This window comes from Oscillibacter sp. PC13 (assembly GCF_900115635.1).
Classification (GTDB): domain Bacteria; phylum Bacillota; class Clostridia; order Oscillospirales; family Oscillospiraceae; genus Oscillibacter.
On the sequence record NZ_FOXE01000001.1, the window covers coordinates 42,752 to 69,241 of the forward strand.

General features: G+C 49.8%; 32 protein-coding genes. 13 read left to right on the forward strand and 19 right to left on the reverse strand.

Going from position 1 to position 26,490, the window contains the following annotated elements:
* The first annotated feature begins 4 nt into the window (after positions 1 to 4).
* The 3 genes from BMZ81_RS00190 (at position 5) to BMZ81_RS00200 (ending at position 2,850) form a co-directional block, all read left to right on the forward strand.
* Positions 5 to 1,171 (forward strand): S-layer homology domain-containing protein, encoded by a 1,167-nt coding sequence (locus BMZ81_RS00190; protein WP_091127589.1) that lies wholly within the window; start codon positions 5 to 7, stop codon positions 1,169 to 1,171.
* Between the two features lie 413 nt (positions 1,172 to 1,584).
* Positions 1,585 to 2,187, forward strand: coding sequence for a recombinase family protein (locus BMZ81_RS00195; protein ID WP_091127590.1), 603 nt, complete (start codon positions 1,585 to 1,587; stop codon positions 2,185 to 2,187).
* A 36-nt stretch (positions 2,188 to 2,223) separates the two neighbouring features.
* A complete protein-coding gene (locus BMZ81_RS00200; RefSeq protein WP_091127591.1) occupies positions 2,224 to 2,850 on the forward strand; it encodes a hypothetical protein in 627 nt (208 codons plus the stop codon).
* An 814-nt stretch (positions 2,851 to 3,664) separates the two neighbouring features.
* Here the strand turns inward: BMZ81_RS00200 and fliB are convergent.
* Positions 3,665 to 4,669, reverse strand: coding sequence for a flagellin lysine-N-methylase (gene fliB, locus BMZ81_RS00205; RefSeq protein WP_091127592.1), 1,005 nt, complete (start codon positions 4,667 to 4,669; stop codon positions 3,665 to 3,667).
* Positions 4,670 to 5,033: 364 nt separating this feature from the next.
* Between fliB and BMZ81_RS00210 the strand changes: the two genes are divergently transcribed.
* Positions 5,034 to 5,762 (forward strand): ATP-binding protein, encoded by a 729-nt coding sequence (locus tag BMZ81_RS00210; protein WP_091127593.1) that lies wholly within the window; start codon positions 5,034 to 5,036, stop codon positions 5,760 to 5,762.
* Between the two features lie 16 nt (positions 5,763 to 5,778).
* A complete protein-coding gene (locus BMZ81_RS00215; protein WP_091127594.1) occupies positions 5,779 to 5,961 on the forward strand; it encodes a ferredoxin in 183 nt (60 codons plus the stop codon).
* A gap of 39 nt (positions 5,962 to 6,000) precedes the next feature.
* Here the strand turns inward: BMZ81_RS00215 and BMZ81_RS00220 are convergent, their stop codons facing one another.
* On the reverse strand, positions 6,001 to 6,678 hold the full coding sequence (locus tag BMZ81_RS00220) for a GGDEF domain-containing protein (RefSeq protein ID WP_177187134.1): 678 nt from the start codon (positions 6,676 to 6,678) through the stop codon (positions 6,001 to 6,003).
* 95 nt (positions 6,679 to 6,773) lie between these two features.
* Here BMZ81_RS00220 and BMZ81_RS00225 point away from each other — a divergent pair, with 95 nt between their 5' ends.
* On the forward strand, positions 6,774 to 6,998 hold the full coding sequence (locus tag BMZ81_RS00225) for a helix-turn-helix domain-containing protein (RefSeq protein ID WP_091127596.1): 225 nt from the start codon (positions 6,774 to 6,776) through the stop codon (positions 6,996 to 6,998).
* Between the two features lie 53 nt (positions 6,999 to 7,051).
* Here BMZ81_RS00225 and BMZ81_RS00230 read toward each other — a convergent pair whose 3' ends face one another.
* The 9 genes from BMZ81_RS00230 to BMZ81_RS00270 form a co-directional block, all read right to left on the reverse strand.
* Positions 7,052 to 8,470 carry a spore germination protein gene (locus BMZ81_RS00230; protein ID WP_091127597.1) on the reverse strand — a complete coding sequence of 473 codons (1,419 nt, stop codon included), beginning with the start codon at positions 8,468 to 8,470 and terminating at the stop codon, positions 7,052 to 7,054.
* Positions 8,471 to 8,610: 140 nt separating this feature from the next.
* Complete coding sequence (locus tag BMZ81_RS00235) at positions 8,611 to 10,272, reverse strand: sensor histidine kinase (RefSeq protein WP_091127598.1); 1,662 nt, start codon at positions 10,270 to 10,272, stop codon at positions 8,611 to 8,613.
* 20 nt (positions 10,273 to 10,292) lie between these two features.
* Positions 10,293 to 10,961, reverse strand: coding sequence for a response regulator transcription factor (locus tag BMZ81_RS00240; RefSeq protein ID WP_091127599.1), 669 nt, complete (start codon positions 10,959 to 10,961; stop codon positions 10,293 to 10,295).
* A 72-nt stretch (positions 10,962 to 11,033) separates the two neighbouring features.
* Positions 11,034 to 11,693 carry an HD domain-containing protein gene (locus tag BMZ81_RS00245; protein WP_091127600.1) on the reverse strand — a complete coding sequence of 220 codons (660 nt, stop codon included), beginning with the start codon at positions 11,691 to 11,693 and terminating at the stop codon, positions 11,034 to 11,036.
* Between the two features lie 44 nt (positions 11,694 to 11,737).
* Positions 11,738 to 12,385 (reverse strand): phosphate signaling complex protein PhoU, encoded by a 648-nt coding sequence (gene phoU / locus BMZ81_RS00250; RefSeq protein ID WP_091127601.1) that lies wholly within the window; start codon positions 12,383 to 12,385, stop codon positions 11,738 to 11,740.
* A 13-nt stretch (positions 12,386 to 12,398) separates the two neighbouring features.
* Positions 12,399 to 13,154 carry a phosphate ABC transporter ATP-binding protein PstB gene (pstB, locus tag BMZ81_RS00255; RefSeq protein WP_242942522.1) on the reverse strand — a complete coding sequence of 252 codons (756 nt, stop codon included), beginning with the start codon at positions 13,152 to 13,154 and terminating at the stop codon, positions 12,399 to 12,401.
* A gap of 14 nt (positions 13,155 to 13,168) precedes the next feature.
* Entirely contained in the window at positions 13,169 to 14,017 is an 849-nt protein-coding gene (gene pstA / locus BMZ81_RS00260; RefSeq protein WP_091127603.1) for a phosphate ABC transporter permease PstA, read from the reverse strand.
* 3 nt (positions 14,018 to 14,020) lie between these two features.
* Positions 14,021 to 15,019: a phosphate ABC transporter permease subunit PstC gene (gene pstC / locus BMZ81_RS00265; RefSeq protein WP_242942523.1), complete on the reverse strand. Its 999-nt coding sequence runs from the start codon at positions 15,017 to 15,019 to the stop codon at positions 14,021 to 14,023.
* Positions 15,020 to 15,108: 89 nt separating this feature from the next.
* Complete coding sequence (locus BMZ81_RS00270) at positions 15,109 to 15,993, reverse strand: phosphate ABC transporter substrate-binding protein (RefSeq protein ID WP_091127604.1); 885 nt, start codon at positions 15,991 to 15,993, stop codon at positions 15,109 to 15,111.
* 1,000 nt (positions 15,994 to 16,993) lie between these two features.
* Here BMZ81_RS00270 and BMZ81_RS14340 point away from each other — a divergent pair.
* Both BMZ81_RS14340 and BMZ81_RS14345 read left to right on the forward strand, forming a co-directional pair.
* The gene (locus BMZ81_RS14340; protein WP_278308856.1) at positions 16,994 to 17,167 is read left to right on the forward strand and encodes a peptide-methionine (S)-S-oxide reductase; all 174 of its coding nucleotides are present in this window, start codon (positions 16,994 to 16,996) and stop codon (positions 17,165 to 17,167) included.
* A 29-nt stretch (positions 17,168 to 17,196) separates the two neighbouring features.
* Positions 17,197 to 17,508, forward strand: coding sequence for a peptide-methionine (S)-S-oxide reductase (locus BMZ81_RS14345; RefSeq protein ID WP_278308857.1), 312 nt, complete (start codon positions 17,197 to 17,199; stop codon positions 17,506 to 17,508).
* A gap of 123 nt (positions 17,509 to 17,631) precedes the next feature.
* Here the strand turns inward: BMZ81_RS14345 and BMZ81_RS00285 are convergent, their stop codons facing one another.
* The gene (locus BMZ81_RS00285; RefSeq protein ID WP_091127606.1) at positions 17,632 to 18,066 is read right to left on the reverse strand and encodes a hypothetical protein; all 435 of its coding nucleotides are present in this window, start codon (positions 18,064 to 18,066) and stop codon (positions 17,632 to 17,634) included.
* A gap of 191 nt (positions 18,067 to 18,257) precedes the next feature.
* Positions 18,258 to 19,394 (reverse strand): DUF4062 domain-containing protein, encoded by a 1,137-nt coding sequence (locus BMZ81_RS00290; protein ID WP_091127607.1) that lies wholly within the window; start codon positions 19,392 to 19,394, stop codon positions 18,258 to 18,260.
* A gap of 140 nt (positions 19,395 to 19,534) precedes the next feature.
* Between BMZ81_RS00290 and BMZ81_RS00295 the strand changes: the two genes are divergently transcribed.
* Positions 19,535 to 20,674 carry an IS3 family transposase gene (locus BMZ81_RS00295; RefSeq protein ID WP_091127608.1) on the forward strand — a complete coding sequence of 380 codons (1,140 nt, stop codon included), beginning with the start codon at positions 19,535 to 19,537 and terminating at the stop codon, positions 20,672 to 20,674.
* A 612-nt stretch (positions 20,675 to 21,286) separates the two neighbouring features.
* On the opposite strand, the gene BMZ81_RS00300 is transcribed toward BMZ81_RS00295, so the two are convergent.
* The 4 genes from BMZ81_RS00300 to BMZ81_RS00315 form a co-directional block, all read right to left on the reverse strand.
* On the reverse strand, positions 21,287 to 21,748 hold the full coding sequence (locus BMZ81_RS00300; protein WP_091127609.1) for a hypothetical protein: 462 nt from the start codon (positions 21,746 to 21,748) through the stop codon (positions 21,287 to 21,289).
* Positions 21,749 to 21,751: 3 nt separating this feature from the next.
* Positions 21,752 to 22,186 carry a Panacea domain-containing protein gene (locus BMZ81_RS00305; RefSeq protein ID WP_091127610.1) on the reverse strand — a complete coding sequence of 145 codons (435 nt, stop codon included), beginning with the start codon at positions 22,184 to 22,186 and terminating at the stop codon, positions 21,752 to 21,754.
* A gap of 377 nt (positions 22,187 to 22,563) precedes the next feature.
* A complete protein-coding gene (locus BMZ81_RS00310; RefSeq protein ID WP_143072711.1) occupies positions 22,564 to 22,887 on the reverse strand; it encodes a hypothetical protein in 324 nt (107 codons plus the stop codon).
* Between the two features lie 4 nt (positions 22,888 to 22,891).
* On the reverse strand, positions 22,892 to 23,182 hold the full coding sequence (locus BMZ81_RS00315) for a helix-turn-helix domain-containing protein (protein ID WP_347498042.1): 291 nt from the start codon (positions 23,180 to 23,182) through the stop codon (positions 22,892 to 22,894).
* 283 nt (positions 23,183 to 23,465) lie between these two features.
* Here BMZ81_RS00315 and BMZ81_RS00320 point away from each other — a divergent pair, with 283 nt between their 5' ends.
* From BMZ81_RS00320 to BMZ81_RS00325, 4 genes are all read left to right on the forward strand, one after another.
* On the forward strand, positions 23,466 to 23,735 hold the full coding sequence (locus BMZ81_RS00320) for a hypothetical protein (RefSeq protein ID WP_091127613.1): 270 nt from the start codon (positions 23,466 to 23,468) through the stop codon (positions 23,733 to 23,735).
* Positions 23,736 to 23,945: 210 nt separating this feature from the next.
* Positions 23,946 to 24,110, forward strand: coding sequence for a hypothetical protein (locus BMZ81_RS13970; protein WP_177187136.1), 165 nt, complete (start codon positions 23,946 to 23,948; stop codon positions 24,108 to 24,110).
* A gap of 5 nt (positions 24,111 to 24,115) precedes the next feature.
* Entirely contained in the window at positions 24,116 to 24,271 is a 156-nt protein-coding gene (locus BMZ81_RS13975) for a hypothetical protein (protein ID WP_177187137.1), read from the forward strand.
* A complete protein-coding gene (locus BMZ81_RS00325) occupies positions 24,268 to 24,456 on the forward strand; it encodes a hypothetical protein (protein ID WP_091127614.1) in 189 nt (62 codons plus the stop codon). The genes BMZ81_RS13975 and BMZ81_RS00325 overlap by 4 nt, the downstream gene beginning before the upstream one ends.
* Before the next feature lie 422 nt (positions 24,457 to 24,878).
* Here the strand turns inward: BMZ81_RS00325 and BMZ81_RS00330 are convergent, their stop codons facing one another.
* Positions 24,879 to 25,427, reverse strand: a complete 549-nt coding sequence (locus tag BMZ81_RS00330; RefSeq protein WP_091127615.1) for a hypothetical protein — start codon at positions 25,425 to 25,427, stop codon at positions 24,879 to 24,881.
* A 303-nt stretch (positions 25,428 to 25,730) separates the two neighbouring features.
* Positions 25,731 to 26,330, reverse strand: coding sequence for a sigma factor (locus tag BMZ81_RS00335; RefSeq protein WP_091127616.1), 600 nt, complete (start codon positions 26,328 to 26,330; stop codon positions 25,731 to 25,733).
* Between the last annotated feature and the right edge of the window lie 160 nt (positions 26,331 to 26,490).

Sequence of the window (26,490 nt, forward strand, 5' to 3'; positions counted from 1 at the left end):
TAAAATGAAAAGAAAACTGTCATTGATTTTAGCTTTTGTTCTGATAGTGTCCACGGTTGTTACGGAAGCTGAAGCCGCAGATGCCACATCATTTAATGACTTTGGCGACATCAATCCACAGTATGTTGAAGCTGTTACTTACGTTACCGAAAAGGGCATTCTTTCAGGATATAACGATAACACTTTTAGACCTCAGTACATCCTGAACCGTGGAGCGGCTGCAAAAATAATATCCATTATTGAGTTGGGGGCAAATACGGCTTCTGCATTGGTAGCAGATGGGGCACCATATCCAGATGTTCCTGAAAACCATGTTTTTGCCGGGTACATTGCTTATTGCTCATATAACAAATATATTAATGGATATTCTGATGGAACATTCCGTCCTATCGAACCACTTACTGCTGAAGCGTTTGCCAAGATGTTGCTAAATGCGATTGGTTATTCAAGTGAGTCTAATAGATATATCGGAAACTCTTGGAAAAACAATGTTCGTGAAGATGCCATTGCAGCTGGAATCTTTTCGATTAATATGGATTTCAAAGCGGATACCATGATATCTAGAGAACAAGCGGCGTGGATGGTTTATAACGCCTTAAATTGGGATGGAGTAAGGCACGATACAATTACTATTCCAGAAATGAAGCCTGACTCTCAACTGCTTAATATCAAGACAGCTTATGATTTGCAAGAATACCTTAATAAAAGGTACGCAAATGGGATAGCTTTGCCAATAGGACACCAAGCAATCAGTTTTACTGTAACAAAAAATGATAGAAAAGACTGCCTGTATGATTACAATATAACGGCGAATGGAAATGCTTGCAGAGCTGTCGATACCGCTGAAAACCTTATTACATATTCTGAAAATGATATTACTAAAAGCAGGGATATCCTAAAAAGCGTTCAAGTAGATGTCTATCAAATTGCCACACAGGCCTTTCCAGATGCAAAACTAAGTGGTGGATACACTTGGAGAGAGTATAAGTATAAATACATAAAAGAAGGCCTTTTTGGGTGGGCATGGGATTCTTGGACCAATTACAATGACTCAGATGAATACTATTTGCATGGATTTGGCGTGGACCTTCCGAGTACAAAGCTTACATATAGTGATACTTATGTTACGACATTTCATTGGTGTCCAAAAGCAGATGGTTATTTTGACTGATATTCTACTCCATTTGTTTGAACCATGACGGCAGGCTATGCTGTTATATGCGTTCAATACATTAGCTATTTCAATTACTTTTTAGATTTTGCCCTGTTTTTAATTATAATTTACGCCCTAGAATCGTTTTGAACCCCGAGAGGTATAAGTACCCTCGTAACGGATTGCAAGCGATTCTAGGGCGTAATTTAATGATTAGATATCGTATTCCAATAGGAAAGTACAATGTTAGTTGGATATAAGTGGCTACAAGACTATTCGTAAAGGTGTACCTTGCCGAACTCTAAAAAGCAGCCAAATATGTTTGCCCGCAAAAGTTAAAATATTATTTACGAACATATTCGTAAATTAATTGACTTTTACAGACATGCTTGGTATAATGCAAGAAGATAAAGCAAACGGGAGGAAATAGCATGGACAGCCGCACTTACTACTACGCCAGAGTATCCAGCAAGGAACAAAATCTTGACCGCCAAATAGCCGCGTTTAAGTCTCTGGGAGCACAGGAACGGGAAATTATCACTGATAAGGAAAGCGGCAAGGACTTAAATCGAGTGGGTTACGCAGCCCTGAAAAATGCCATGCTGCGGCGCGGCGATACTCTTGTTATAAAGTCCCTTGACCGCTTGAGCCGCAATAAGCGCGATATCAAAAACGAACTGCAATTTTTCAAGGATAATGGCATTCGTCTGAAAGTAATTGACCTTCCGACGACGATGACGGAACTGCCGGAAGGTCAAGAGTGGGTATTTGAAATGGTCAACAACATCCTCATTGAAGTGCTGGGGACGATTGCGGAACAGGAACGGGCCAACATTCGGCAGCGTCAGGCGGAAGGAATCGAAGCCGCAAAGCAGAAAGGGAAAAAGTTGGGACGCCCTGCCCTTACCTTTCCTGCAAATTGGAGCGAAGTATACAACTCTTGGAAAGCAGGGAGGATAACAGCAAAGACTGCCATGGAACTGACGAATACCAAAAGAACCAGTTTTTATAAGCTTGTACAGATGACAAAATAACACCACTGTACTTATACTCAACTTAGGGATGATAATATGAACTGCTGCCTGCCTCTTTGTGAACAGTATGCCGCTATGGCAAAATCATTCTACTTTCAGTATCATCAGCACCAAGAGAATGCTAAAAGTGGTGCCCCATCTGCTTCAATAGCTATGGAACAGGCCGCCATCTGCGCTGTCATATTTCAAGCGCTCGCAGTTGAAAGCTATGTTAACTTATTTGGCTCAGTAGTTTTGGGTGATGACGTGTTTCGATGCCGCTATGAATCAGAAACAGATAAGAAGCACAGGGCCAGTACAATTGATAAAATCAAGAATATCTGCAATGTAGAATTAAGAAATCCCTATCCAACCAGTGGAGAAGATTTTGGAATACTAAAAGGCCTGCTTGATAAGAGAAACAAACTTGTTCACCCAAAATCTAAACCTCATGCTATAGAGAACCGTCCCTACAATTATAAAAAGCCAGAGGACTTATACTCAGATTATGTGCAGGCATTCAACGAAGAAATAGGCTTTATTTACAACAATTTAGAAGTTGAAATGCTTGTTTACGATGAATTGAAAAAGAATTTAGCGCGTTGCAATAAAGGCGTGGAAGTTATTGGATTGCTACGGGATAATTTGGAAAAGAAATTGGAAAAACTATTGCGGACTCTATAAAAACGGCATATAATAAACATTAGAAAACAGGGTGAAATCTATCGAGTACCCTGATAATAAACTCAAGCAAAAATTGTAAGGTTATCATACCGAAAACAGCGTATTTTCAAGCGCTTGATGGGGATTTTTGCCGATAAGGCCAAGTCAACGAGTGCGGCTACTCCAACAAGATGGTAGAACTGATTTGCTATATGTCCTCTGTAGACCATCAGTAATCACTGATTCAAAAACGCGCCTGGATTTTTATCCAGGCGCGTTTTATTCGTTTATTCTTTCCCTGTCGAGCTTTTTACGTTTTCTCCCCAGATCCGGAGCATCCGCAATGTATCATTTCGCCACAAAAAGCACAACCCCCCATTCGCTCCATCGACGAATGGGGGGCTACACGTGGGTCGGATTTTCCAATACCTCTTACCTCTTGCTTTCCTTCGATTACCGTTCGGACGCTGGGGAAATCAGGGGAACGTTGAAACTCAGGTTTTGCCAATCCATAAAACATCGGTACACGCAGATATCTGCTCTGGTCCCTTCCAAAGTGTTCTCGTGTGGCTCATCATAGTGAGGGTGTTTCGTTTTTGGGTCTTTCCAGAGTTATACTGTTTTGGGAAGTTTTTCGGTTCCGAACGGCGCTGGAGTCAGGTTCTCGGGAATCTCTTGAGCTAACCTAGCCCATGGGACTCACTCCTTTCCTGTGTCTATAATGTACAATACATTTTTAAAAAAGTCAATATGGATTGTGCACATTTTACACTTTCGACAAACATTTTTCACTTGGAAAAGCAAATCGCACAAAAGGCCATCTATAAAAATCCAGTCACTGGAAGAGTTGCTCATGTTTTTCCAGTTTCCCTCGCCGGAAGGCCGCCTGCAACGCATGCAGATTCTCATTGCTGTGCTCAATCTCGCAGCTGAACCGGCGAAGCGCCTCCGCCAGGCCGCACACTGCAGCCAAGCGCTCTATCACCAGCACAGCAAATACACATAGTTCCGCCCGAGACAGCAAGTCCCCATCATTCACCGTTTTCAGCAGGTAACGGAATGCCACATACACAGCAATCCGATCCAGCAGATTTTCAGAAACTGGAACCGGATCCGCTGTCTCCGCCTGTTTCAGCAGATCCTTCCAGTCCGGATCTAGCTCCTCTAATGTGCCCAAAAATTCTAACCCGCCCGAAAGCACCGCTGCGCCCTCTGCCTTTGTACCGAAGCACCACTCCACCGCCATCCGCGGCAGTTCTTCCGGTATGTCCGCATCCAGAAGAACCTGTGCATTCTCTGCCAATGTCAAAAAACTTCTCAAACGCACACGCAGCGGTTTGCTGCGATCCTGCAAAACAGCCAGCATCCGATTTCGCAGCGGCAGCAAAAACGGTAGCCAATCGTCTCCCGGTTCTTCCGGTTCCGCTGTATCCCACTCCAGAAAAGTCAGCGGTTTTTCCGTTTCCAGAAGCAGGCTGTTGGCCGCCGGGCAGGATGCTGACAGCGTAATCTCCCGGAATGGTCCATACTCCTCGATAAAGCGGGGATGCTCCCGGCAGGTGATGCTGGTGGCCGCTTCTCCTAGCTGACAGTGAATCTCGCAGAGGCCACTTTCCTCCAAAAAGGGGCACCGTCCGCCGTCCAGGGAAAAGCAGAACACCCCATCCTCATCACGCCGAAGCGCCGCGCGCAGCCTTTCCCCCAGAGAGCCAGATGTCTCCAAATAACGATGTGCCGTCTCCGCATCAATCACTACCTCCCACTTTTCACAGCAGGTATGGGGGCATTCTCTCGCCAAGCAGTGAAACTTCTCATAATAATCCGGTACCCGAATCCGCATAATATGTACCTCCTATTCTTCCGGTCCCAACTGTCGGTACAGGCGAGGTGCTCTTTTCAGAAGCCTCCCACAGCAGGGGCTACGCGGCCTTTTTGGCGCTGCTCTGCTGTCAGAAAGAGCTACTCGCTGTGGTGATCCGGAAATACCAGGTTCTTTATGTTAATGAATGGAAACTCTGCCACTTCAATTTTCCCCTATGGCAGGATTTATGTTATGACAGATGAAATTTTATAATAATTGATTCATTCGTTGTAAAAACAACATACAATTGAGAAATATTATAGGATAATCCATAACAGAAAGCAAGAACCTCGCACCAGGAGACAGGCTGGTGATTGAATCAGGAAAAAGGAGACATACTAGAATGGTAAGACGGATTATTGAGATTGATCAGGAAATATGCAACGGCTGCGGAGCCTGTGCAGCTGCCTGCCACGAGGGCGCCATTGGAATGGTCGGCGGTAAGGCCACACTGTTGCGGGACGACTACTGCGACGGGCTGGGTGACTGTCTGCCCACTTGCCCCACCGGAGCCATTCGCTTTATTGAGCGGGAGGCCGCAGAATATGACGAAGCCGCCGTGCTGGCCAAGAAGGCTGCTGCGCTGAAAAGCAGCGCCCCAGTACAGATGCCGCCCTCTGGCGGATGTCCCGGCAGCCGCAGTCAAGTACTGCAGCGCACAGCTTCTGGCGCTGTACCGGCGACGCAAACAGGCCCAACATCCTCTGTATCGCAGCTCACGCAATGGCCTGTACAAATAAAGCTGCTGCCAGTGGAGGCTCCCTATTTTAATGGTGCCAAGCTGCTGATCGCAGCAGACTGTACGGCATACGCCCGATCTGATTTTCATGAGCGATTCATGCGGAACCGCATTACCCTCATTGGATGCCCCAAGCTGGACGAAGGTGACTATGCAGAAAAGCTGACGGAGATTCTCCGCCGGAATGATATCCGGGAAGTCACCGTGGTTCGTATGGAGGTCCCCTGCTGCGGCGGTATTCAGCGTGCTGTGGAAACCGCTCTGCAGCAAAGCGGCAAGTTCATCCCCTGGCAGGTGGTGACGCTGGGCCGGGATGGAAATATTCTGGACTGAATAAGGAGAATGCAATATGAACGCAACAGTTAATGAAAACTGCATCGGCTGCGGCCTGTGCACTGGTACTTGCCCAGAGGTTTTTCAGATGGGAGACGATGGGCTTGCCCACGGCGGAGAGATTCCGGATGGCCTGCTGGCCACCGCACAGGAGGCCCGGGACGGCTGTCCGGTAAGCGCTATCAGCATCGAGGAATAAAAAGACTGGGACTGCGTCCATACGCAGTCCCAGTCTCTTTTAGTCCTCCATAGTGGCCTTTTCGGCATACATTCTCCGGTCGGCAATGTCTATCAGCTGCAGCAGCAAGTGTTGATCTCCCCGAAATGTATCGGTCCAGGCATAGCCAAAGTCTGCGGGCGCAATCTGTTCCACTGCTTGGCGGAATTGTTCCATCCGCTGTTGAATGTGCTTCTCACTGCAGCCTGGCTCCAATACCACAAACTCGTCGCCGCCGAAGCGGATCACAGCCTCCTCGCCCACCAGACAGGCGTCAAGTTTCGCTGCCACCTGCATCAGAATTTCGTCCCCTGCAATATGTCCCAAAGTGTCATTAATTTTCTTGAACCGCCGCAAGTCCATCAGGATCATTCCCATGCGTCGCGGAATGTCCTCTCCCTTTTTCAAAAAGCGGAGATCGTTTAAATATCTGCGGTTATACACGCCTGTTAGATCATCCCGGTATAATGCTTCCTGCAAGCCATCTATCAGCGGAGATTGAAGTGTGAACCCCAGTTTTATTTGACGGCTCCCAACGGGCGTTTTCAATAAGAGCGGATGTGAGTATATCCGGAAGCTCCCATCAAGTGCACAAATATTCTCCTCGAAATCGCCGTCCACTACCTGGATTTTATCGAACAAGCTTGACAGCGTCTCCAGTATCTGCCGCAGTTCTGCTTCTGTGATATGCTGCGTCATCTTTATCATCCTCTGCCATCATATGGGTTTAGTTTAGAACAATATATTCAAAATATTAATAGAACAAATTGTTCTAACATATACTGGTATGGGTGATGAGATTGAATCAATATCAACGCATTCGTAGCTTACGGGAGGATGCGGATCTGTCCCAAAAATGTGTTGGGGAAGCCATCAATGTCCCTCAGCGCACCTATGCCTACTACGAGAGCGGGCAGCGAATGATACCACCATCTGTTCTGTGTGCTCTGGCTGACTTTTACGATGTCAGTGTGGACTATCTATTAAATCGCACCGATGTCAAGGAGACAAACCGATAAACCGGCAAAGCTTTAGGCGGTGCAGCTGTTGCTGCACCGCCTAACTGTCTGTTTCAGGTATTATCGCGGCTGATAGGCTCCCGCAGGAGCAGCCGGCGCAGAGCCGTCCCGTTAAACGGAATCAGCGGATAAAGGTAGCCTTTCCCGACAACGGGCTTGGTGGTTGCCAGCAGAACTAAGATTCCGGCTACGCCAAAGAGAAAGCCCCAAATGTCAAAAACCGCCGTCAGCAGCAGCAGCGCAACCCGCAGCAGTTTGAACGCATATCCCAGTTCATAGCTGGGCTGTGCAAATCCCGCCACAGACACAAATGCCATATACACCAGAACCTCAGGCCCCAGCCAACCTGCCTGCACGGCAAAATCGCCCAGAATTAAGGCGCCCAGCATGGAGAAGGAATTAGACAGCGAATCCGGTGTGTTGAGAGAGGCCAGCTTCAGCACATCGATTAGAAACTCCACCACCAAAAGCTGCCAGAGAAGATCCAATGACGCCGGTTCCGGTGAGGACAGGAAATACAGCCAACCCGGCAGGCGGCCAGGCTCGCTGACCATCAGGTACCACAGCGGTGTAATCAGCAGGGAGATGAGAAACACAATCACCCGCAGCAGCCGCAGATAGGATCCGATCAGCGGAGGAAAGTAAAATTCATTGGCCTCCTGCGTGAAATCGAAAAAGGAGGTGGGCAGGATCATCACAGACGGGGAGTTGTCCACCAGCAGGATAATGCTGCCCTCCATAATGCAGGCAGCCGCTGTATCCGGCCGTTCTGTGTACCGAACTTTTGGAAAAGGGTTATACCACTGCTTGGGCCGGATCGCCTCTGCTACGCTCTCCTGTGCCATGGTGAGGGACTTCACCTGAATCTTTTCCAGCTTCCCCCGAATTTCCGCCAGCAGGGATTCGTCCACCTTATCATTCAGATAGCACAGCACTGCATCAGTATGGGATCGTGTCCCAACCTTGTGTGCCTCCATCGTCAGATGCGGATCCCGAATGCGGCGGCGCAGCAGTGCCATATTAGGTACAACCGCCTCGATAAAGCCGTCGTGGGAGCCGCGGAGAACCTTGCCATCCGGGGGCTCCCCCACGCTGCGGCTTGGATAGTCCTTGGCGTCTATCAGCGCCGCCCCCTGGAGTCCCTCCATCAAAAAAAGGGTCTTGCCCAGCAAGACGTTTGTGACAATGTCATCTTTATGAAAACTGACGTTGGTTTCAGAGAACGTAATAAACCGGTCAGCAAATGCCTGCATTTCTGTAAGGCTTTTCACCTCTTCTGGCTTCAGCGAAAGCCAGAATGCTCCCATTCGTTCCAGAATCGCATCCCGGCCGTAGCCATCAATGACCCAGATGCGTCCCCTTCTGCCGCCAATGAGAAAGTCACGGGAGACCAAATCGCAGCTGCGGTCCACTCCCAGCGTATCATCAAACCACCGGACATTTTCCCTGTAATTGGTCGATAGTTGTTCCATGCGCCACCTCCGTATATCCCTTAGTATGTACGGAAGCGCTTGCAATATCCGCCTGAAAACCGCAAACTTTCACTCCTTTAAAACAGCCGCCGGACAGCGCACCCTCATGTAAAAAGCACCGCTAAGGCGGTGCTTTTTCATTACGCTCTCACCGGTGGAAAGGTCACGGTAAAGGTGCTGCCCTTTCCAGGCTGACTCTTTAACTCCAGCCTGGCCCCCAGATAGGCCACGCCGTGCTTCACAATGGAGAGACCCAATCCGGTTCCGCCGGCAGAATGGCTCTTATCCGCCCGGTAAAACCGTTCAAATACCCGGCCCTGCATCTCCTGGGGAATTCCAATCCCGGTGTCCGACACGGTAACGCGGCTTCCGTCCGGCGTACTTTCCACTGTGACGGTGACGCGCCCCCCCTCCCGGTTATAGGCCACGGCATTGTCGCAGAGATTGTAAAGAATCTCCTCCATAATCTGGGGCACACCCTTGGCTGCGGCGGACTCGCCCTTCAGCTCCATCGTGACCTGTTTTTTCTCCGCAGCGGGTGCCAGCTGCTCCAGAATTCGACCGGAGAGGCCGTACAGCTCTACCGTTTCCCAAGAGCCGGCTGCCCCGCCCTCATCCAGACGGGAGAGCTTAATGATATCGTTCACAAGGCCGATAAGGCGTCCCGCCTCCCGGTGGATATTTCCCGCAAAGTGGGGGATGTCCTCCGGTTTTACCAGGCCGTTCTGCATGATTTCCGCCGTCCCCAAAATGGAGGTCAGCGGTGTTTTCAGCTCATGGGAGACATTGGCCGTAAACTCCCGCCGCAGGCTTTCCCGCTGCTCCTTCTCCGTCACATCCAGAACCACCAGCACCGCACCGGCCACAGTGCCGTTCTGTTCCACGGGGTTGGCCATAATCTGGCGGCACTCGTCGTCCTTTTCCAGCAACTGCTCGCTGCGGCGTCCGGACAGCGCTTCTTCCACGGCGCGGCGGAACCCCGCCTCCCGGTTCAGGGAAAAGACGCTCTCCCCCTCTTCCGCAGGGCGTTCCCCGTGGAGCAATTTCAGTGCGGAAGAGTTGTAGGAAAGCACCCGGGTCTCTTGGTCAATCACCAAAAAACCCTCATTCATATTTTCTGTAATGGCGGCAAACTCCTCCTGCCGCCGTTTCAAGTCCATCACCTGCCGCTGAATCTGACGGTTCTGGCTACGAATCTTGGACAGCAGCGGCGTCAGCTCCTCATAGCCCTCCACGCCCTCCGGATCATTCAGGTCAATGGCATTAATGGGCATTACCAGCTGCTTGGAGACTCTGGCGGCCAGAGCCATTGCCAGCACAAAGGCCAGCAGCAGCACCAGGGCCACCGGCTGCAGCGCCTGCAGCACCAGCAGCCAGACGGAATACTGGGTATCCGACACCCGCAGCACTGACCCATCTTCAAGCCGCAGTGCGTAGTAGAGCGTCTTCTGGGCCAGTGTCTCCGAATAGCGGGCTGCATGGCCCTTTCCCAGCATCATGGCCTCGTGAATTTCCTCCCGCTGGGCGTGATTTTCCATTTTGGAAGCATCTTCCCAGTTGTCATAGATCACAGCGCCGTCCCGATCCACCAGCGTAATCCGGCAGTCCGCCGGCAGTCCGGAGGTGAGATAATCCATTCCCTCATTTTCAATGCCGTGGGCAATATAGGCCGTGCGGCTCTCCAGCTCCACCTTGACCCGCTCCTGAAAGTATCCGTGAAGCACACCTACAATCAGAATCAGGCTGGCCAGCAGAACCGTCAGAGAGACTGCCAGGATTGATCGAAAAATACGCTTTGTCATCTGTATTCCATTCCCTCCTGTCAGCTTTCCGTCTTAATCTTATAGCCGTAACCGCGGACAGTTTCAATGTAAGCACCGGCATCTCCCAGCTTCTGCCGCAGAGTACGCACATGGACGTCCACTGTGCGGCTCTCGCCGGTAAAGGCATAGCCCCATACATTCTCAATCAACTGCTCCCGTGAAAGCACCTGTCCCCGGTGCTTCAGCAGCAGGCACAGTACCTCAAACTCCTTCTGCGTCAGCGTTACTTCTGCTCCCTGCACCCGTACCAAGTGCCGTCCGGGATCCACGCTCAGAATTCCGCAGCGATACTCTCCGCTCTCCGCCTCCGTCCGCCGCAGCAGGGCCCGAATGCGGGAGAGCAGTTCCATCATGCCGAAAGGCTTGGCCACATAATCATCGGCGCCGCCGTCCAGCCCCAGGACCTTGTCGTACTCTGTCCCCTTGGCCGTCAGCATAATCACCGGCAGTTTGGCCGTCCGGGCGGATGCCCGCAGTTTTTTCAGCACGCTCAGACCGTCTTCTTCCGGCAGCATAATGTCCAGCAGGACCAGTGAGGGAACCGCCTCTCCAATGGCCTCCCAAAACGCCGACGGCAGGGCAAACCCCCGCGCCTCCATTCCCTGGCTGTTCAGGGTATAAATTACAAAGTCCCGGATGCTGTCGTCATCTTCCAGCAAATAAATCACAGTCATCCCTCCTATGTCTGAAATAAAGCGCCGCAGGAGATCCCGGCAGGTGTCCGGGATCCGCAGTCCCCTTTAAATAAGCTGCTGCTCGTTGATCATCAGCTTAAACTGCAGCCCCAGCTTCTCTGCGGCTTTCCGGCAGAGAATCATCCGCTGCATAAAAATCTCAAAATAGTCCATGACCGATCCGTATTTTGTGTCCACAAACAGCTTCAGCTTAATAAGGGTGTGTTCCTCATTGATCTTCAGCTGGGACTTCTTCACGGAGTAATTCACCCGGTCATGGATGTCGAAACTGCTCAGGTCCTGATTCCGGACCCGGCTGCGGCGCACATCGGACTTATCCGCCAGAATCAGTGCCGCAGACACGGCATTGACCGGCTGGCCGGTTCCCTCATCATGGTTTCCGATGGCGGTGATGATGGTGGCAATCTCCTCCGGATCGCAGTTCAGGTTGTCTAAAATCCGGAACGCCATCACGGCGCCGGACTGAGAGTGATCCACCCGGTTCACCAGATTGCCGATATCGTGGAGAAACGCCGCAATCTTCGCCAGCTCCACCGTCCGCTCCGGATAGCCCAGCGTGGATAGAATATACCCGGCGTTTTCCGCCACCATGGACACATGGGCAAAGCTATGCTCCGTATAGCCCAGCGCAATCAGGGATTCATCTGCCCGCTGGATGTAGGTCCGAATGGCCCCGTTGTTCCTGACATCCTCATAGGTCAGCATCGTTCTCGTCCCTCTCTTTCCGTGTGAGGGACAGCGTCCCTCTTTTAGTTATTTGACGGGTGATTTCCCGTCAGGGAATATTCCACCCACTCCGCCACGTTGGTGGCGTGGTCACCGATGCGCTCCAGATACTTGGCCACCATGAGAAGGTCCATGCTCAACTCGCCGGAAGCCGGGTCGGAGGCAATCAGTGTAATCAGCTCCTGCTTCACCTGATCAAACAGTGCGTCCACCTGGTCATCCGCCCTGCAGACGTCCCTGGCCAGCGTCAGATCCCGCTTGACGAAGGAATCCACGCTGTCGGTTACCATGTGGATCACCGCCTTGGCCATATCCTCAATATGCAGCCGCCCGTTTCCCATGGGCATTTTGACAAAGCGGGTCAGTTCTGCGATGTCTGCGGCCTGATCGCCGATGCGCTCCAGATCCGATATCATCTTCAGCGCCGACGAAATCTCCCGCAGGTCCTTGGCCACCGGCTGCTGCTGCAGCAGGAGCTTCAGGCACAGGTTTTCCACCTCACGCTCTTTTTGATCAATCTCCCGTTCCGCCTCCTCAGCGGCTTTTGCCAAAACCTCGTCGCCCTTCAGCAGGGCCTCCGCCGCCGCGGAAATGGCGTCCTCGCACAGGGCGCCCATCTGGATCAGTTCTACATGCAGCCGTTCCAGCTGCTCATCAAATTTATTCCGCATGCTCTTTGCCCCCTTATCCAAACCGGCCGGTGATGTAGTCTTCCGTTCGTTTATCCGTGGGGTTGGAAAACAGCTGCTCGGTCTTGCCGAACTCCACCAGCTCGCCCAGCAGGAAAAACGCAGTATTGTCGGAGATGCGGGCAGCCTGCTGCATGTTATGGGTCACCATGATCACAGTATACTTGCTTTTCAGCTCTGCCGCAAGATCTTCGATTTTCGATGTGGAAATGGGATCCAGCGCGCTGGTGGACTCGTCCATCAGCAGCACCTCCGGCTCCACTGCCAGGGCTCGCGCAATGCACAGCCGCTGTTGCTGGCCGCCGGAAAGGCCCAGGGCGCTCTTTTTCAGGCGGTCCTTCACCTCATCCCAAATGGCTGCGGAGCGGAGAGAATTCTCCACAATCTCATCCAGCTTCAGTTTGGATCGAATGCCGTGGGTTCTCGGGCCATAGGCCACATTGTCATAAATGCTCATGGGGAAGGGATTGGGCTTCTGAAACACCATGCCCACCTGCTTGCGCAGCCATGTGGGATCGATGGTGGAGTCGTAAATGTCCTGATCCCGATAAGCCACCCGCCCGGTAATGCGGACAGAGGGGATCAAGTCGTTCATGCGGTTTAGTGTCCGCAGAAATGTGGATTTGCCGCAGCCGGAGGGGCCGATAAAGGCCGTGATCTCATGCTCCGGCAGATCGATATTGATGGAGTGGAGGGCATGGTTTTGTCCGTACCACAAATCCAGATCTTCAGCTTGTAAAATCGTTGCCATCGTTACAGCTCCCATTACTTTTTCAGTTTTCTTCCCACCACATTGGCGGAAAGATTGATCAGGAAGGTCAGCACCATCAGAATTGCCGCAATGGCAAAGGCCACGCCCGTTTCGCCCCGCTCGTTGGCGTAGACGTACAGGGCAACCGTCAGTGTTGCGGAGGAGGACTGAAGGGCGGTAAAGAAGTCATTCAAAATCAGACCGAAGCCGGCGGTGAACAGCAGCGCCGCGCTCTCGCCCACAATACGCCCCACCGCCAGAATGCAACCGGTAACAATGCCATCCACTGCGTTGGGCAGAACCACCGTGCGAATCATGTGCCATTTACCGGCGCCCAGGCCCAAGGCCCCCTCCCGGTAGGATTGAGGAACCGTCTTCAAGCTCTCCTGCGTGGTACGGACAATGGTCGGCAGAATCATAATCACCAGGGTCAATCCGCCCGCCAGAATGCCGGGCGCCAGCCCCATCTTCTGGACGAAAAACAGCATGCCCACCAGGCCGAAGATAATAGAGGGGATTCCCGTCAGCGTCTCTGTGGCAAATTCGATGATCTCTACCACCCGGTGGTTTTCCGCATATTCCGTCAAATAGATAGCAGCTCCCACGCCCAGCGGCAGAACAATGACCATGGCGACCAGGATGATATAGAGTGTATTGAGAATGTTCGGCAGGATGCCGATGGTATCCTTGATATAACTGGTCTGTGTCGTCAGCAGCTGCCAGTTGATATTGCCCAGCCCCCGGTAGAAAATATATCCGATCAAAAACACCAGCAGCGCACAGGTAAGACCGGCACACAGCCACAGCAGGGCCCGCAGGCCGCGATCATAGAGCCGGCGGCCTGGAGTGAGGTGTTGTTCCATAGCTCAGTCCTCCTTTTTGTTTTTGACAAACACATTCAGCAGCACATTGATCAGCATGATGAACAAGAATAGCACCAAACCGATGGAGTACAGCGCCTGACGCTGCAGGCTTCCATATGCCGCATACGACATCTCTGACGCGATGGCGGTGGTCAGAAAGCGGACGGAAGTGAACAGGCCCGGCATGTTGGCCACGTTGCCCGCCACCATGATGATGGCCATGGCCTCGCCGATGGCGCGTCCCACACCCAGAACAATGGCCGTCGCCACGCCGCTGCGGGCGGCAGGCAAAATCACACGGAAATCGGTCTCAATTTCCGTGGCGCCCAAGGCCAGGGACGCCTCCTCGTACTCCTGCGGTACCGCCCGGAGCGCCGTCTCGGAGACATTGATGATGGACGGCAGAATCATAATGGCCAGCACCACAATGGCCGCCAGCAGGCACGCGCCCGAGCTGAGGTCAAAGGTTTTTTGAATCAGGGGCACCAGCACAATCATACCCACCAGGCCGTACACCACAGAGGGAATGCCCGCCAGCAGCTCCACTGCCATGCGGATTGCCTTTGCGATTTTGGGCGGTGCGACCTTTGCCAGGAAAATAGCGGTCATCAATCCAATAGGCACGCCAATCACCACCGCTCCCGCCGTACCGTAAACAGAGGTCATAATAAACGGCAGAATTCCATAAGAGGGCTCCACTGTAGTGGCGGTCGGGGCCCAGGTCTGTCCCAGCAGAAAATCCACCAGGCCGATCTTCCGGATAGCCGGCAGGCCGGAGACAATTAGATACAGGCTGATAAACAGAACAAAGCCCACTGCCACAATTCCGCACAGTAAAAATAATATGTGCACGGCCAGTTCCAAAGCCTCTCTCCCCCCCTTTTTGCTCTTTGGCGCGGGGGAAGGTTTCCGCTCCGTCTTTCGGGATGCGGATGCCCGTCCGTGCTTCGACTGAGTGCCGGCAGCAAAAAAGCCGCGGGTTAGTTTACGTTCCATTTCCATATTGCAGTCAAACTCCTTCTGTTTGCGGGAACAGCCTCCACCCGATGGTGGGGTGGAGGCTATCCCGGAGAGGGTTAGAAATCCGCGGCTTATTTCGCAACGGGCACAGCGCCGGCAGCCTTGATCAGGTCGTTGGCAGCGGTGGAGGTGGCGAAGTCGAAGAATGCCTGGGCCTGCTCACTGAGCGCCGCGCCGTCCTTGGTCACCAGGACAAAGGGACGCTGAATGGCATAGCTGCCGTCCAGAACGGTGTCTTCGGTGCAGGCCACGCCGCCCACCGTCAGGGCCTTGATGCCATCCTGGCCCTCAACAGAGGACAGGGAAGCATAGCCGATGGCATTGGCGTTGCCCTTGACGGCCTCGATGACTGCGCCGGTGGAAGTCAGTTCCTGTGCCAGCACGCAGGCGTCCTTGGTACCGGTGATGGACTCAAAACCGTCCCGGGTGCCGGAACCGGCCTCACGGCCAACGCAGGAGATGGCACTGGCATCGCCGCCAACCTCGCTCCAATCGGTCACCGCACCGGTGAAAATCTGTGCAATCTGCTCCACAGTCAGGTCGGCTACCTTGCTGTCGGCGTTGACAATCACGGCAATGCCGTCCAGGGCCACAGTCGTTCCCACCAGGCCGCCGGCTACTTCCTCGTCCTTCAGTGCACGGGAGGACAGGCCGATATCGCAGGTGCCGTTCTTGGCGGCCTCAATGCCCGTACCAGATCCGGTTGCGTCATAGGTAACGGTCACACTGCTGTTGTCCGTCATAAACTGCTCGGACAGGACGCCGATCACTTTTTCCATAGAGGTGGAACCGTTTGTGGAAACACTGCCGCTCAGTGTAGTTTCCACAGGCTCCTGCGTCTGGGTGTTGTTGGAATTGTCGGCGTTGGCATCGCCGGCGGCATTGTTGCTGCCGCAGCCGGCCAGCATTGCCATGACCATGGTCAGGGCAAGCAGAGTCGCAAATATTTTTTTCATCTTTCAAAAGTCCTTTCATTCATATGTCTGTTGCTTTGTGCATGGTCCTAGTATAAACAGTCCAACGTAAAATCCGTCACCACCGGAATGTAAAGTCTGTGTAAAACCGTATATTTTTTTGTAAAGCCCTGTGTAGATGCCGCCGAAAAAGCATAGATGGCAAGAAGCTTTCCCGCTGCCGGTGCGCGCGCATCCAGCTCGGCGGCAAGTTTGGACGCTGCCATTCGGCGGCCGCGCGAAGTCACGCTCCAGCTTGGAGCAGCGCAAAATATCCCCCAGGAGCAGGCTCCCATAAAAAGCGGCAAGGCAGGTCCACTGCAAAAGCCCAAATAAAAGAACCAGTCTTCCGACTGGTTCTTTTATTTGGAGCGGAGCTCCGAATTGGAATTAGGCGCGGGCTCTAAAATACCCTATGATGCAATCTCCATTTATTTTCAGTGACTCCCTCAAAAGCTGTAAGAGAGCGGAAAAACGTCCGGTTTCCCGGACGTTCTCTTGCTTATTCCGCCAACTCGGGCGTTCTTTTAAAATGCCACACAGCCATAAAGACAGCTGGCAGAATCAGAAACACATGGAACGGCGGGAACAATACAGCAGCCATTCCATATGAGATTATCCCATATAAGCTGGCTCTGCTTTGCTGATTCAATATTCCGACAACGGTGCATGCCACCGCAAGCACTGTGCAAAGAAGGTGCGGAACTATCACAAAAACCGATATTCCGGGCCATACTATGCCGCCGCTCCCCGCTATGTAATACGCAATCCACAATAAATACGTACCGCCTATTGTAGCCGATAACCACGGCAGCCTGCTTTTCTCTTTTTCACACATCATTGCATTCCCCGCCTTACACACTAATTTTAGGGTTTATTAACAATATACGGCATTCTCCAGCAGCTTTCAAGACACGTACAGCAATTACCAGAACTTACATAAAATGAAGGTGCTTCCATTTCCGGCCGCTTTCCTTGAATTGTGTTTTTAATTGGTGACATAATGGTTTATATCGAAGCGCACGGGAGAAAAAACGCTGCGGAAACAATATACTTCGCAGGTGGATGTCTGTGGGGCGTTCAAGAATTTATAAAAACTTTAAGCGGAGTTGTGCCAACAGAAGCTGGGCGTGCGAATGGAACATCAAGCACTTTAGGCGGCGAATACGATGTGTAAAAGCTGTATTTGACCCCAGGAAAGTCTCTGTGGATCAGCTAATGCAATATTTCTTGGAAATAATTGACCCATACAGTTTAAACAAGCAAGGAATGGACGTTGGTAAAAAATATCGGACTGGTGTATACAGCGAAAACCAGCTGCATTTGGAAGAGGCAAAAAACTATATTTCAAATAGAGAGGATTGCTCAAAAATTGTAGTAGAAGTACTTCCTCTTAGAAATTATGTAAAGAGCACCGATGAACATCAAGATAGACTTGAACGTTTTCCCGAGGATTATCGGTATTGTCACATTCCAAAAAGTATGATGTATAAGTACAAAGAAAGCCTTCGGGACTGATAGTCCCGAAGGCTTTCTCTATTTGTCCGCATTTACAGCCAATACACAGCAAATCACCGCCCATTTGCATCCACGGCAGGCTTTCGTTCCGGGCAGTCTTGTATCTGACTATCGCAATATTACTTACAAGTAATTTTTTAAACTCTCGCCCAGCTGTTCCTCAATGGCAATTAGCTGCTTGCAAATATTCTTTGACTTCTCGTCTGCTGCCGGATACTGGTTCAGATATTTGTTAAGAGATTTTACACCCATATTACAGCCGTCAGTCATCAGATCTGCAATGGTAGCGTCACTTTCATCCACGCCCATCTTCCAGTTGGTTTTCAGCCAAGACATGCCCTTTGCCATGGGATTTGGGTCTTTGTCATCACTGCCATGCTGTTCCAGCAGCGAATGGATTTCATTGCCCAGCTTTGTATGGTGCTGCTTACTCTCGGTTAGAAGCTCGTTTAACTTTGAATCCTGTGTCTTGTCAAGCACCTCATCGATGGCAGATACCGCCATCTTTGATCCAGCGTCACATTCCTGCAGTAATTTCACCGTATCTGCATTGGTCATAGCACAACCTCCACAATATATTTTGTAATAGTATGTGAAAAACGCTTGGCAAAATACGGTGCAAGGCCATATTTGCTGCACCTCATCCGCGCTTTCGAACAGTAAAGTGAAAAGCTGTTCCACGCCATGCGGTTCTAAAACAAAAAAGCACACCGAATGGTGTGTCTTTTCATCTGGACTTTCAGGTCATTTTAAATTCCGTCTTTCGCGTCTCCTGTCCCAACCCGCAGCAAAGCCCGGCGGAGCGGGTTTGTCGCGAAGGCAAAGAAAGTCCCTGCCCGACTAAGAAGCCTCGCCGCAGGCGGGGATTCGTTTGAAACGAGGAATTTCCGAGCTGCCTTGTCCAAACAGTATAGATGCCAGCCGGAACCGGGACCCCACACAGTGGGGCGGTGCTTTTGCGCTGTACGAGCGTTTTGCCTAGGCAAAGCCTCGGTGCAGGGCGAATTCATTTCGCCCGAGCATGTTAAAATCCCTAGGTATCCATAAAAATGACCACACCTGTTTTTATCTCTCCAGATAATCCCACCATTACTATTGATATTTAGTTTTGAATGGTGAAGTGAGTATTGACCGGGAATGAGTTGGCTTGGAAAAAACGGTATATCGGGGATTAGGCCAATACTTGTCGTTTTTCCCTCACTGGTCAACGCCTTAATTTCATAGTTTTCTCCTGAAGAGATTGCTATTTTGAAATTGGAGTCATCTTCTAAGAACAATGGTTGCTCTGTGTGCTGCATCCTTACGGATACAAAAGTCCCAGGCGGTTCGAATTGGTATACATCAGGAGATTGGAGAGTGTTAGACTCTGTTCTATGCGTGGTTGCCCACGAAGCACGTATCCACCCTTCTCTCGGGATGTCAGTTTTCGCTCTGTTGATAGATGTAGCAATTTTAGTCTTTAAGTCATCAACCGATGAATACATTTTTGCCATAGTGTTCTTCAGGGCCCTATTTCTAAACTCTCTAAGCTTCTGCCTTCCGGCATCTGTTCCTTCACATTTTGAAACTGGCAGTAAGTCTATGTTATTATGGCAAAAAACTAATATTGGGATGGAATGTTCTTGAGCACAGATAAACTCTTTTTCTGTAAAGCCAATGCCATCTGAATCTAAACTTCCGTACCGCCCTGCCAAAATCAGAATGTAGTAGTCGCAGTCAATGAGGGATTTTTCAATGTATTCCATTATGCCAAGACCAGAAGCAGGAAATTGTTCCATTCCAACTGAAATACAACCGTTATCTAAAAGAATATTAATTGCAGCCAAACGCTCTTCTTTTAAATCGTCATAAGTCGAACTGACAAATACTTGATACTTCTTTTCCATATGGAAAGCTCCCATCACACCTATGAACGGATCATTTCTGTTTTGAATTCTGTAGAATTTATTATATCAAATGTCCCGCAATATAACAAGAATACAGGAACTTCAGTTAAAATAACCGTATTACACACAGAGGTTCGGTTATGCCTATACAATACCCAAAAATATTTATACAAACAGTCATCCAGCGTTACGAAAAAGGCGAAGAAATCAAATGCCTAAGTCAAGAACTACACATCTCGCAAAGCACTATCTACCACTGGCGCAAACTATACTGCTCGCTCCAAACTCCACAACGCACATATACGCCAAAAGAATTCGATGCGATTTCCCGGCGGCTGCAAAAGCCGGAACATATACTTGAAATTATCCGCCTTTCAGGATACCTGACGGAAATTCCTTTGCTGGAAAAGCTTACGACCTTGGAAAGCATCTATCATCAACTGGATAATCAGTACAGTGTCTATGAGCTATGCGAGGCTCTGGATGTTGCCCGCGGCATCTTTTACAACCATATCTTCCGGCGTGTGGATCGAAGCAGCCGTAAAGCGGAACAGGCGCAGCTCATGCTGAAGGTGCAGCAGATTTTCGATAATAACGGGCAACGGTTTGGCTCTGAGAAAATTCGCGCCATCTTAGCCGGAAGCGGCATCCGTGTCAGCGCAAAACGTATCTCGGCCATTATGAAGGAACTGGACCTGCACAGCATCCGTCCAGACGCAAAGAAGCAATTGAAGAAGCGGCAGCAGTATGTAAAGCAGAACTTATTGGAACGGCAATTTTCCGCAGAGCACCCGAATCAGATCTGGGTCAGTGACATTACATATTTCAAGGTCAATCCTTATTGGGTTTATCTCTGCACTATTCTTGACCTTTACTCCCGCAAAATTGTAGGCTACCGCGTTTCCCGCAATGCCAGCACCAATCTGGTCACAACTACTTTTCAGAACGCCTATCAGGAGCGCGGCAGGCCGAAAAGCCTGACCTTTCACAGTGACCGCGGAAAGCAATATACTTCCGCCGCTCTTACACAGCTGCTTCAAAAGCATGGCATGAAGCAGTCCTTTTCAGCTACGGCCCGGCCACATGATAACGCGATTGCCGAGGCATTCTTCGCCTCATTCAAAAACGAAGAGGCGTATCGCCAGGAATACACCTCAGAACAGAACTTCCGTATAAGTGTGGAGCAATATATTCAGTTTTACAACGAAGTCAGGCCGCACCAAACGCTGAAATATCAGACACCGCAGGCTTTTGAAGATGCCTATCAAGCCGTTTTATAGAAAAGCTGTTTTCAAATAGCGGCTGTTCATAAAAATAATCGTTCGGCGTTTTTGAAGTTTCGATGAAACGCTCCGTAAAAAGGAAAATCGGAAAGCCCTGATCCCACAAGGCTTTCCGAAAAAAAGAAGTCCGTTTTTCAACAAAAATGTTTGAAAAACGGACTTCATTCACTTGTCTTGTCTGAACACTTTAGATGCCGCTGCCAGACCCTCAAACGGCCCTTCTGGGCCGCGCCGCGAGTGCGGCGTAAATTCGGAGTGCAGTGGAGAATTGCGCAGGGGCAGCTTTGCCGACCCCGAGCATTTTAAAATTCCCAGGAATCCAAAAAGAAACACCAGCCAAATGGCTGGTGTTTCTTTTTGGAGGTGACACCCGGATTTGAATTGAACCAGGCGTGTAAAATGCAGTAAAGGGCAATTAGAGGAAGCCTGTATTTTCAATGCTTACAGGGCTTATACGTAAAATGCCGTAAAATGTTGAAAAAGCTGTAAGGGGTAAAAGATGGGGTAAATTTCTAAACGCACCACAACTATCCACATCTTAACCAACAAAAAATCTGGGGAAGACTTGCTGCCTTCCCCAGACATCTTTTGTTATTCAGAAAAAACACATCAGCCTTTGTGGCTTGGACAAAACTCGTGTTGAGGGTCGAACCACACTGCATGAAATTTCTCATCTTCTCTATATCCTATTATTCGGAGCTTATTCTGTAATGCGAACGAGAAGATTGAGTCAGAACGTTCTTCTAAACGCTTTGCACGAATACGACATGTCGCATCGCTACTTAGCGATTCAATATCCAAAAAATGGTGCTTTGACTTTCCGTTGTCATGAGTTTGCCTTTTCACTTCACTCCATGTCATATTGCTATATGAAATAATTTTTTGGAGAACTTCCCTATGATTAAAGTCGATTCTAGCCAAATCAAATGCAAACGCTCCGGCAGTATCCAAGTTGTCAAAACACCAGATAACCTTACTGTTGTCCGTGCTATATTTCCTTCCGGAAACTTCTTTTTTCCCTCGACTAGTTCTCGAACCAACTACTGTTTTTTCGTGCTTACGCTTGCTCATACCTTATAGGTTCCCGTAGTATTCGCCCATGCTTTCCTGTGTGATTTCATTGGAGCATGGTGCGCCGGCCGGCGTATCTCCTCTCGCAAGTCTCCAGGGATCTTCACTATGAGTTTGTTCTCTTAGTTCATAAGGTTCCCAGTCACCGTAGTGTGCTAAAACTTTGTCAATAGTATCTTTCTGATCACTATTTAAGTTTTTGACACCTCCCAAAGTAATATCTTTAGCGGAAACCATAAACTGGCCTCTATGCTCTCGAAAAAGTGCCGGACATACTGGACCGTTTGCCCACGCCTCTATTCTTTCTTGGAAAAGTGGGTGTTCTGTCCACGCAAGGGACCATGCTTGTGAATAGTAGCATAATTTCTGTAATTTCCATGTGCTAATGCTACCCATAGACTCTAAAATATATTTTGCGACATCAAATACTGTGGCCATTTCTCTCACCACCTATTAAAATTTGCACTTTTTTACTATAAATGTATTTATATGTTTTCCGTCATTACAATAACTCATGCGCTTTGCATCACAATATTGTATGGACCACCTCGCGCGGAATTGCATAGTATAATAGAAAAGGCTGAAAAAGTCAAGGAAAATCTTTCTCAATGTGATTATATGCATGGAATGCATCATCCGTCAATGTTTTTTTCTTGTTTTTGCAAATTTGTAAATCTTAGCAGTCTCAAAAATAGTATGCACTTATAGTTGCAAACGGCCAAGAATTGCACGTTTGTGTGCAACAAACTCAAAAAATTTGCCGGGGATGCTACTCCCCGGCTTTTTCGTTGTCCCGTTCGCTGTTATCAGTAATGTTAATTTCCATCGCTCTTCACATTCAAGCATTCCTCAGTTCTATATTCTGGGAACTGCGTAAAGAATTTAGGCAAAAACTGGATAGCCAGTTCTTTTAATCCAGGCTCAAGGTCGTTGATGTTTCTGCATCTTGCAACCTTATGCACCCAATAGCCATCAAACGATGTGTCATCGAAAAGGCTGTCTGGGTTCGATATTTCATAGTCAACCTCATAGGATGGCTTAATGCCGAATTTTCCGCCGCCGCGAGTTTTAAGTAAATAGTTATCGACATATTCTGCGAGACATCCAGAAAATCTGTCCCACAACACATCTGAGCTCATACTCTCACTCATTAACAACTACATCGTCCTGGACGTACTCCAACAAGTCCCCAGGCTGGCAGTTAAGCATAGAGCAAATACGGGATATATTGGCCCAGGATACTAAATCACCTTTGCGGAGCTGCTGGATTGTCGATTCAGCAAGTAGCTTTTCTTTCCGTAGCCGCGTGGTATTATATCCCGCTTCTTTTAGTGCTGGTAGAACATCAATTTTATACTTTACAGGCATAAAAGCGCCCCCTTTCCTGTTGTGGAGGGGCCTTTTCGTATTCGCCCTCTTTTCCACTGTACACATTATACGTCAATAATACACGAAATGCAAGTGTAATATTGCATAGTATTTACACTGAAAATATGTGTAATATGCCAATTGAATTACACCGAAATTTGATGTAATATATAATCACAGCAAGGGACAAGAGAGCTGCGACGGACGGGCCGAGGACGAATCGGATATTCCATCTACAATCTCTCAAGTCCAAAAGAAGCGCGGCGGGCCTGCCAAGTGAGGGCCGGTGACGTTCCGGAAAGTACCTGTACCGCCGCCGCACTTCCAAAATACGAAAGGAGCAAATGAAATGAGTATCAACGAAATCGAAGCGAAAGCCCGGGAGCTGCGCCAGCTCCAAGCCCTGATCGAGGAAGCACAGGCGGAAGCCGAGACCATCAAGGACGCCATAAAGGCCGCTATGGGCGATTCTGAGAGCATCCAGGCCGGGGAGTATAAAATCACATGGAAGGCCGTCACCTCCTCCAGAATCGACACCACGGCCCTTAAAAAGGCCCTGCCGGATGTGGCGGAGCGGTTCACGAAGGAAACCACCACCCGCCGTTTCTGCGTGGCATGATGGGGATGATAACATCCATCGCCGGAGCGATTTATCTCACTGGGCTGCTGTTCCGGCTGGTGGACTTCATCGAGCAGCCAAAAAGAAAGGCCCCTTGTGCTCACGCCGACCAAAGCAAAGCACAAGAGACCATCTAACCAGGCCACAGGGGGGCCGGGTGCTTACATTGTACCACGGCCCCTAGAAAATGTACAGAGAGAGTTGAAACACATGGAATATATAATTGAACGAATTCCTTTCCCTTATGATACCATCCCGGCCGTGGCGGCCATTAACAAGGATGGATCATACACCATCTACGAAAACGCCCTGTGCTCTGAAGCACGGTGCGAGAGGGCCGTCCGCCTGTTGGTGGATGAGATTACAAAGGAGTGAGCAAGTTGAAATTCCCGATTGATCAAGATGTTTTCCTCAAGATTGTCCGCAAAAATGGCGGAGATGACAATATGGTCGAGATTGCGCTTGCAATTGTTTCCATCGCAAACCGCGCTTATAAGCAGGGCGTTAAGGACGGCAAGAAGGAGGCGGCGGTATGAGCAATGAGAATCCGTTGCAGGCCGTTGAATCTGTCGATGTGCCGTATATCTATCAAATGGACTGGAATACGGCGCTGGCCATTCACAAATCTTCTGATGATGTGATGGAACGCATGCTGATGGCCTTTAAATATGGTTTTCTGCAAGGCCAGAGAGCCGCCGCCGGAAAGAGCGGCATTTGTTGATATACCAACCAGATGCACCATCGCCACACTGCGGACTTCTTTCAAGAATCGCTTGACTATTTTGGCATTTTTGCATATACTATTAACGAGGGAACTTGTTCCCGGAACGTGAGCCGAACCTCCGCCCGTTTTGGTGGGGGGGCGGCTCATTTTTTGTATTTTCGCGCAAACAAAACACGCTCACAGAGCGATTATATGCGAAAAGGGAGCTACCCCGTCGGGCGGCTCCCCTTTCTATGTTATGAGAACGACATGAGTTTGGCACTTCTCGCAAATCACCGGCACAGTACCTCGGACGGTGGCCCGGTAAGCTGCTTTATACCGGGGCTTTGGCGGCTGGGTTGGTAGCCCTGCCATATCGCGCCCAGGCTTTCCCTGGGGTGTTGACCTGCATATCACCTCACGTTGCATATCCCTCCATATCATTCTCCACGGATGGCGTCCGTCTGGATTTTGTCAAAATATTTGTCATCCGTAATAAACGATGCTCTCCAGGGGTCATCAAGGGCGCCCTCTGCGTAAAGGGCAAGCCTTTCAGCCGCAGTAATACGATCCTGCTCAGAGAAAAACGCGCGGGAAAAATCATTTACGCCGTGCTGTCTGGCGTATTCGCTTACAAGCCGCTGCATAGTCACGTTTCCCGGGTGTTTGTCGAAAATGCGCTCAAGATCGGTCTTGTCCAGCTTCATGCCAGAAGTCAAAACAGCGGCGTCCGGCGTGAGTTCGTCTCCGTTCGGCGTGTATCGGGCAATAACGTCATCCCGATACTGCTCAAGAAGATACTTAACAGCTTTCTTTCCGGCGTCCACGATGTCGGAACGCTTGCTTTTCAATGGCGCAATTCTCGCCTTGAAATATTCATCGGAATAGCAATGCTTCTCGCGGTTACAGGCTTCCAGTACCTCGTCAACCTCTGCAAGGTCTCCCAAGTGCTTTAAAGTGGTGGTTCTGAGAGTGTTTACAAAATACATTTTTGCTTCCTTTCTGCGTGTTTCCACGTCATAAAATAAAATGAGCCTACCAAAATCGGAATGGAAATCCGATTCGATAGGCTCACAGGCACACAACAATATTTTTTATTATATCACTTTTCTACCCCGAAATCAACACCTTTTTGCCGCTTATTGCAAGAAATTTTAACTTCAAAAACCCTTTTACATTGTTTGCAGGTGACAAAAATGCCATGACAAGCAGCATCGGGCGAAACAGGGAAAAACTTCTTGCCGCAATGCGGGCAGCAATACCATAATCTCCCATCGAAAAGATGAATCATATCATAAAAACCCCCGTAACCCTTTTGATATGCTCGGATGCCGGAGCGCCCGCAAGGCAGCGTTAAGGGCCTTACTGTCGGCTTTTTCATCCATGTAATATCTTTTCACAATGGCTGTTTTCTGCAGCTCTGGAAGCGTCTCAAGGGCAGTTTCAAGCGCTTCATGAAGCCGCTGCGCCATGTCTGCCGCCGCCACATCATCAAATGCCAATTCCTCCGCCGGGTCTATTATCAAATCTCCCAGAACATCGCCGTCTTCCTCGTCTGTGAGCGGTGTTTCAAGGCTAATCGAGTTATCTAAAGGCTCGTTGAATGCGCGTGCTGTGCGGCATCCTGTGGCCTCTGCAAAGCCTGTTTTCAATGACATAGAAAGCTGCCCGATAAATGAGCCGCCCTTTGCAGCATCGAATCTGTTAAGCGCTTCCAGCATTGAAACAAACCCGACCTGAGCAAGGTCAAAAACATCTACTCCGCGTTTACCATCAAGGGACGCGATTTTTCTCCTTGCCATCTTCCACACAAAACGCTCAACAGCCCGCCATAATTCAAGAATGTCAGCTTCCCCGGCCTGTACCGCCGCCGCGATCTCGTCCGTTGTCATTGCAATAGCACCCTCCCCGTGATAGAATGTGTTTGACAATAGCACATTACAGAAAGGGAATCACCTCACGCGGCGGAGGTGGTTCTTTTTTTATGTTCACACTTTCTTGCATTTTCAAGGAATTCGTGGTATATAATAATTACTGGAGCACATCGTTGTC

What these genes read in the sequence shown, in the direction of transcription:
- BMZ81_RS00190 (WP_091127589.1), top strand. Translation starts at nt 5, where the DNA reads ATGAAAAGAAAACTGTCATTGATTTTAGCTTTTGTTCTGATAGTGTCC.
- BMZ81_RS00195 (WP_091127590.1), top strand. Translation starts at nt 1,585, where the DNA reads ATGGACAGCCGCACTTACTACTACGCCAGAGTATCCAGCAAGGAACAA.
- BMZ81_RS00200 (WP_091127591.1), top strand. Translation starts at nt 2,224, where the DNA reads ATGAACTGCTGCCTGCCTCTTTGTGAACAGTATGCCGCTATGGCAAAA.
- fliB (WP_091127592.1), bottom strand. Translation starts at nt 4,669, where the DNA reads ATGCGGATTCGGGTACCGGATTATTATGAGAAGTTTCACTGCTTGGCG.
- BMZ81_RS00210 (WP_091127593.1), top strand. Translation starts at nt 5,034, where the DNA reads ATGGTAAGACGGATTATTGAGATTGATCAGGAAATATGCAACGGCTGC.
- BMZ81_RS00215 (WP_091127594.1), top strand. Translation starts at nt 5,779, where the DNA reads ATGAACGCAACAGTTAATGAAAACTGCATCGGCTGCGGCCTGTGCACT.
- BMZ81_RS00220 (WP_177187134.1), bottom strand. Translation starts at nt 6,678, where the DNA reads ATGACGCAGCATATCACAGAAGCAGAACTGCGGCAGATACTGGAGACG.
- BMZ81_RS00225 (WP_091127596.1), top strand. Translation starts at nt 6,774, where the DNA reads ATGAGATTGAATCAATATCAACGCATTCGTAGCTTACGGGAGGATGCG.
- BMZ81_RS00230 (WP_091127597.1), bottom strand. Translation starts at nt 8,470, where the DNA reads ATGGAACAACTATCGACCAATTACAGGGAAAATGTCCGGTGGTTTGAT.
- BMZ81_RS00235 (WP_091127598.1), bottom strand. Translation starts at nt 10,272, where the DNA reads ATGACAAAGCGTATTTTTCGATCAATCCTGGCAGTCTCTCTGACGGTT.
- BMZ81_RS00245 (WP_091127600.1), bottom strand. Translation starts at nt 11,693, where the DNA reads ATGCTGACCTATGAGGATGTCAGGAACAACGGGGCCATTCGGACCTAC.
- phoU (WP_091127601.1), bottom strand. Translation starts at nt 12,385, where the DNA reads ATGCGGAATAAATTTGATGAGCAGCTGGAACGGCTGCATGTAGAACTG.
- pstB (WP_242942522.1), bottom strand. Translation starts at nt 13,154, where the DNA reads ATGGCAACGATTTTACAAGCTGAAGATCTGGATTTGTGGTACGGACAA.
- pstA (WP_091127603.1), bottom strand. Translation starts at nt 14,017, where the DNA reads ATGGAACAACACCTCACTCCAGGCCGCCGGCTCTATGATCGCGGCCTG.
- pstC (WP_242942523.1), bottom strand. Translation starts at nt 15,019, where the DNA reads ATGGAAATGGAACGTAAACTAACCCGCGGCTTTTTTGCTGCCGGCACT.
- BMZ81_RS00270 (WP_091127604.1), bottom strand. Translation starts at nt 15,993, where the DNA reads ATGAAAAAAATATTTGCGACTCTGCTTGCCCTGACCATGGTCATGGCA.
- BMZ81_RS14340 (WP_278308856.1), top strand. Translation starts at nt 16,994, where the DNA reads ATGGTTTATATCGAAGCGCACGGGAGAAAAAACGCTGCGGAAACAATA.
- BMZ81_RS00285 (WP_091127606.1), bottom strand. Translation starts at nt 18,066, where the DNA reads ATGACCAATGCAGATACGGTGAAATTACTGCAGGAATGTGACGCTGGA.
- BMZ81_RS00290 (WP_091127607.1), bottom strand. Translation starts at nt 19,394, where the DNA reads ATGGAAAAGAAGTATCAAGTATTTGTCAGTTCGACTTATGACGATTTA.
- BMZ81_RS00295 (WP_091127608.1), top strand. Translation starts at nt 19,535, where the DNA reads ATGCCTATACAATACCCAAAAATATTTATACAAACAGTCATCCAGCGT.
- BMZ81_RS00300 (WP_091127609.1), bottom strand. Translation starts at nt 21,748, where the DNA reads ATGAGCAAGCGTAAGCACGAAAAAACAGTAGTTGGTTCGAGAACTAGT.
- BMZ81_RS00305 (WP_091127610.1), bottom strand. Translation starts at nt 22,186, where the DNA reads ATGGCCACAGTATTTGATGTCGCAAAATATATTTTAGAGTCTATGGGT.
- BMZ81_RS00310 (WP_143072711.1), bottom strand. Translation starts at nt 22,887, where the DNA reads ATGAGCTCAGATGTGTTGTGGGACAGATTTTCTGGATGTCTCGCAGAA.
- BMZ81_RS00315 (WP_347498042.1), bottom strand. Translation starts at nt 23,182, where the DNA reads ATGTGTACAGTGGAAAAGAGGGCGAATACGAAAAGGCCCCTCCACAAC.
- BMZ81_RS00320 (WP_091127613.1), top strand. Translation starts at nt 23,466, where the DNA reads ATGAGTATCAACGAAATCGAAGCGAAAGCCCGGGAGCTGCGCCAGCTC.
- BMZ81_RS13970 (WP_177187136.1), top strand. Translation starts at nt 23,946, where the DNA reads ATGGAATATATAATTGAACGAATTCCTTTCCCTTATGATACCATCCCG.
- BMZ81_RS00325 (WP_091127614.1), top strand. Translation starts at nt 24,268, where the DNA reads ATGAGCAATGAGAATCCGTTGCAGGCCGTTGAATCTGTCGATGTGCCG.
- BMZ81_RS00330 (WP_091127615.1), bottom strand. Translation starts at nt 25,427, where the DNA reads ATGTATTTTGTAAACACTCTCAGAACCACCACTTTAAAGCACTTGGGA.
- BMZ81_RS00335 (WP_091127616.1), bottom strand. Translation starts at nt 26,330, where the DNA reads ATGACAACGGACGAGATCGCGGCGGCGGTACAGGCCGGGGAAGCTGAC.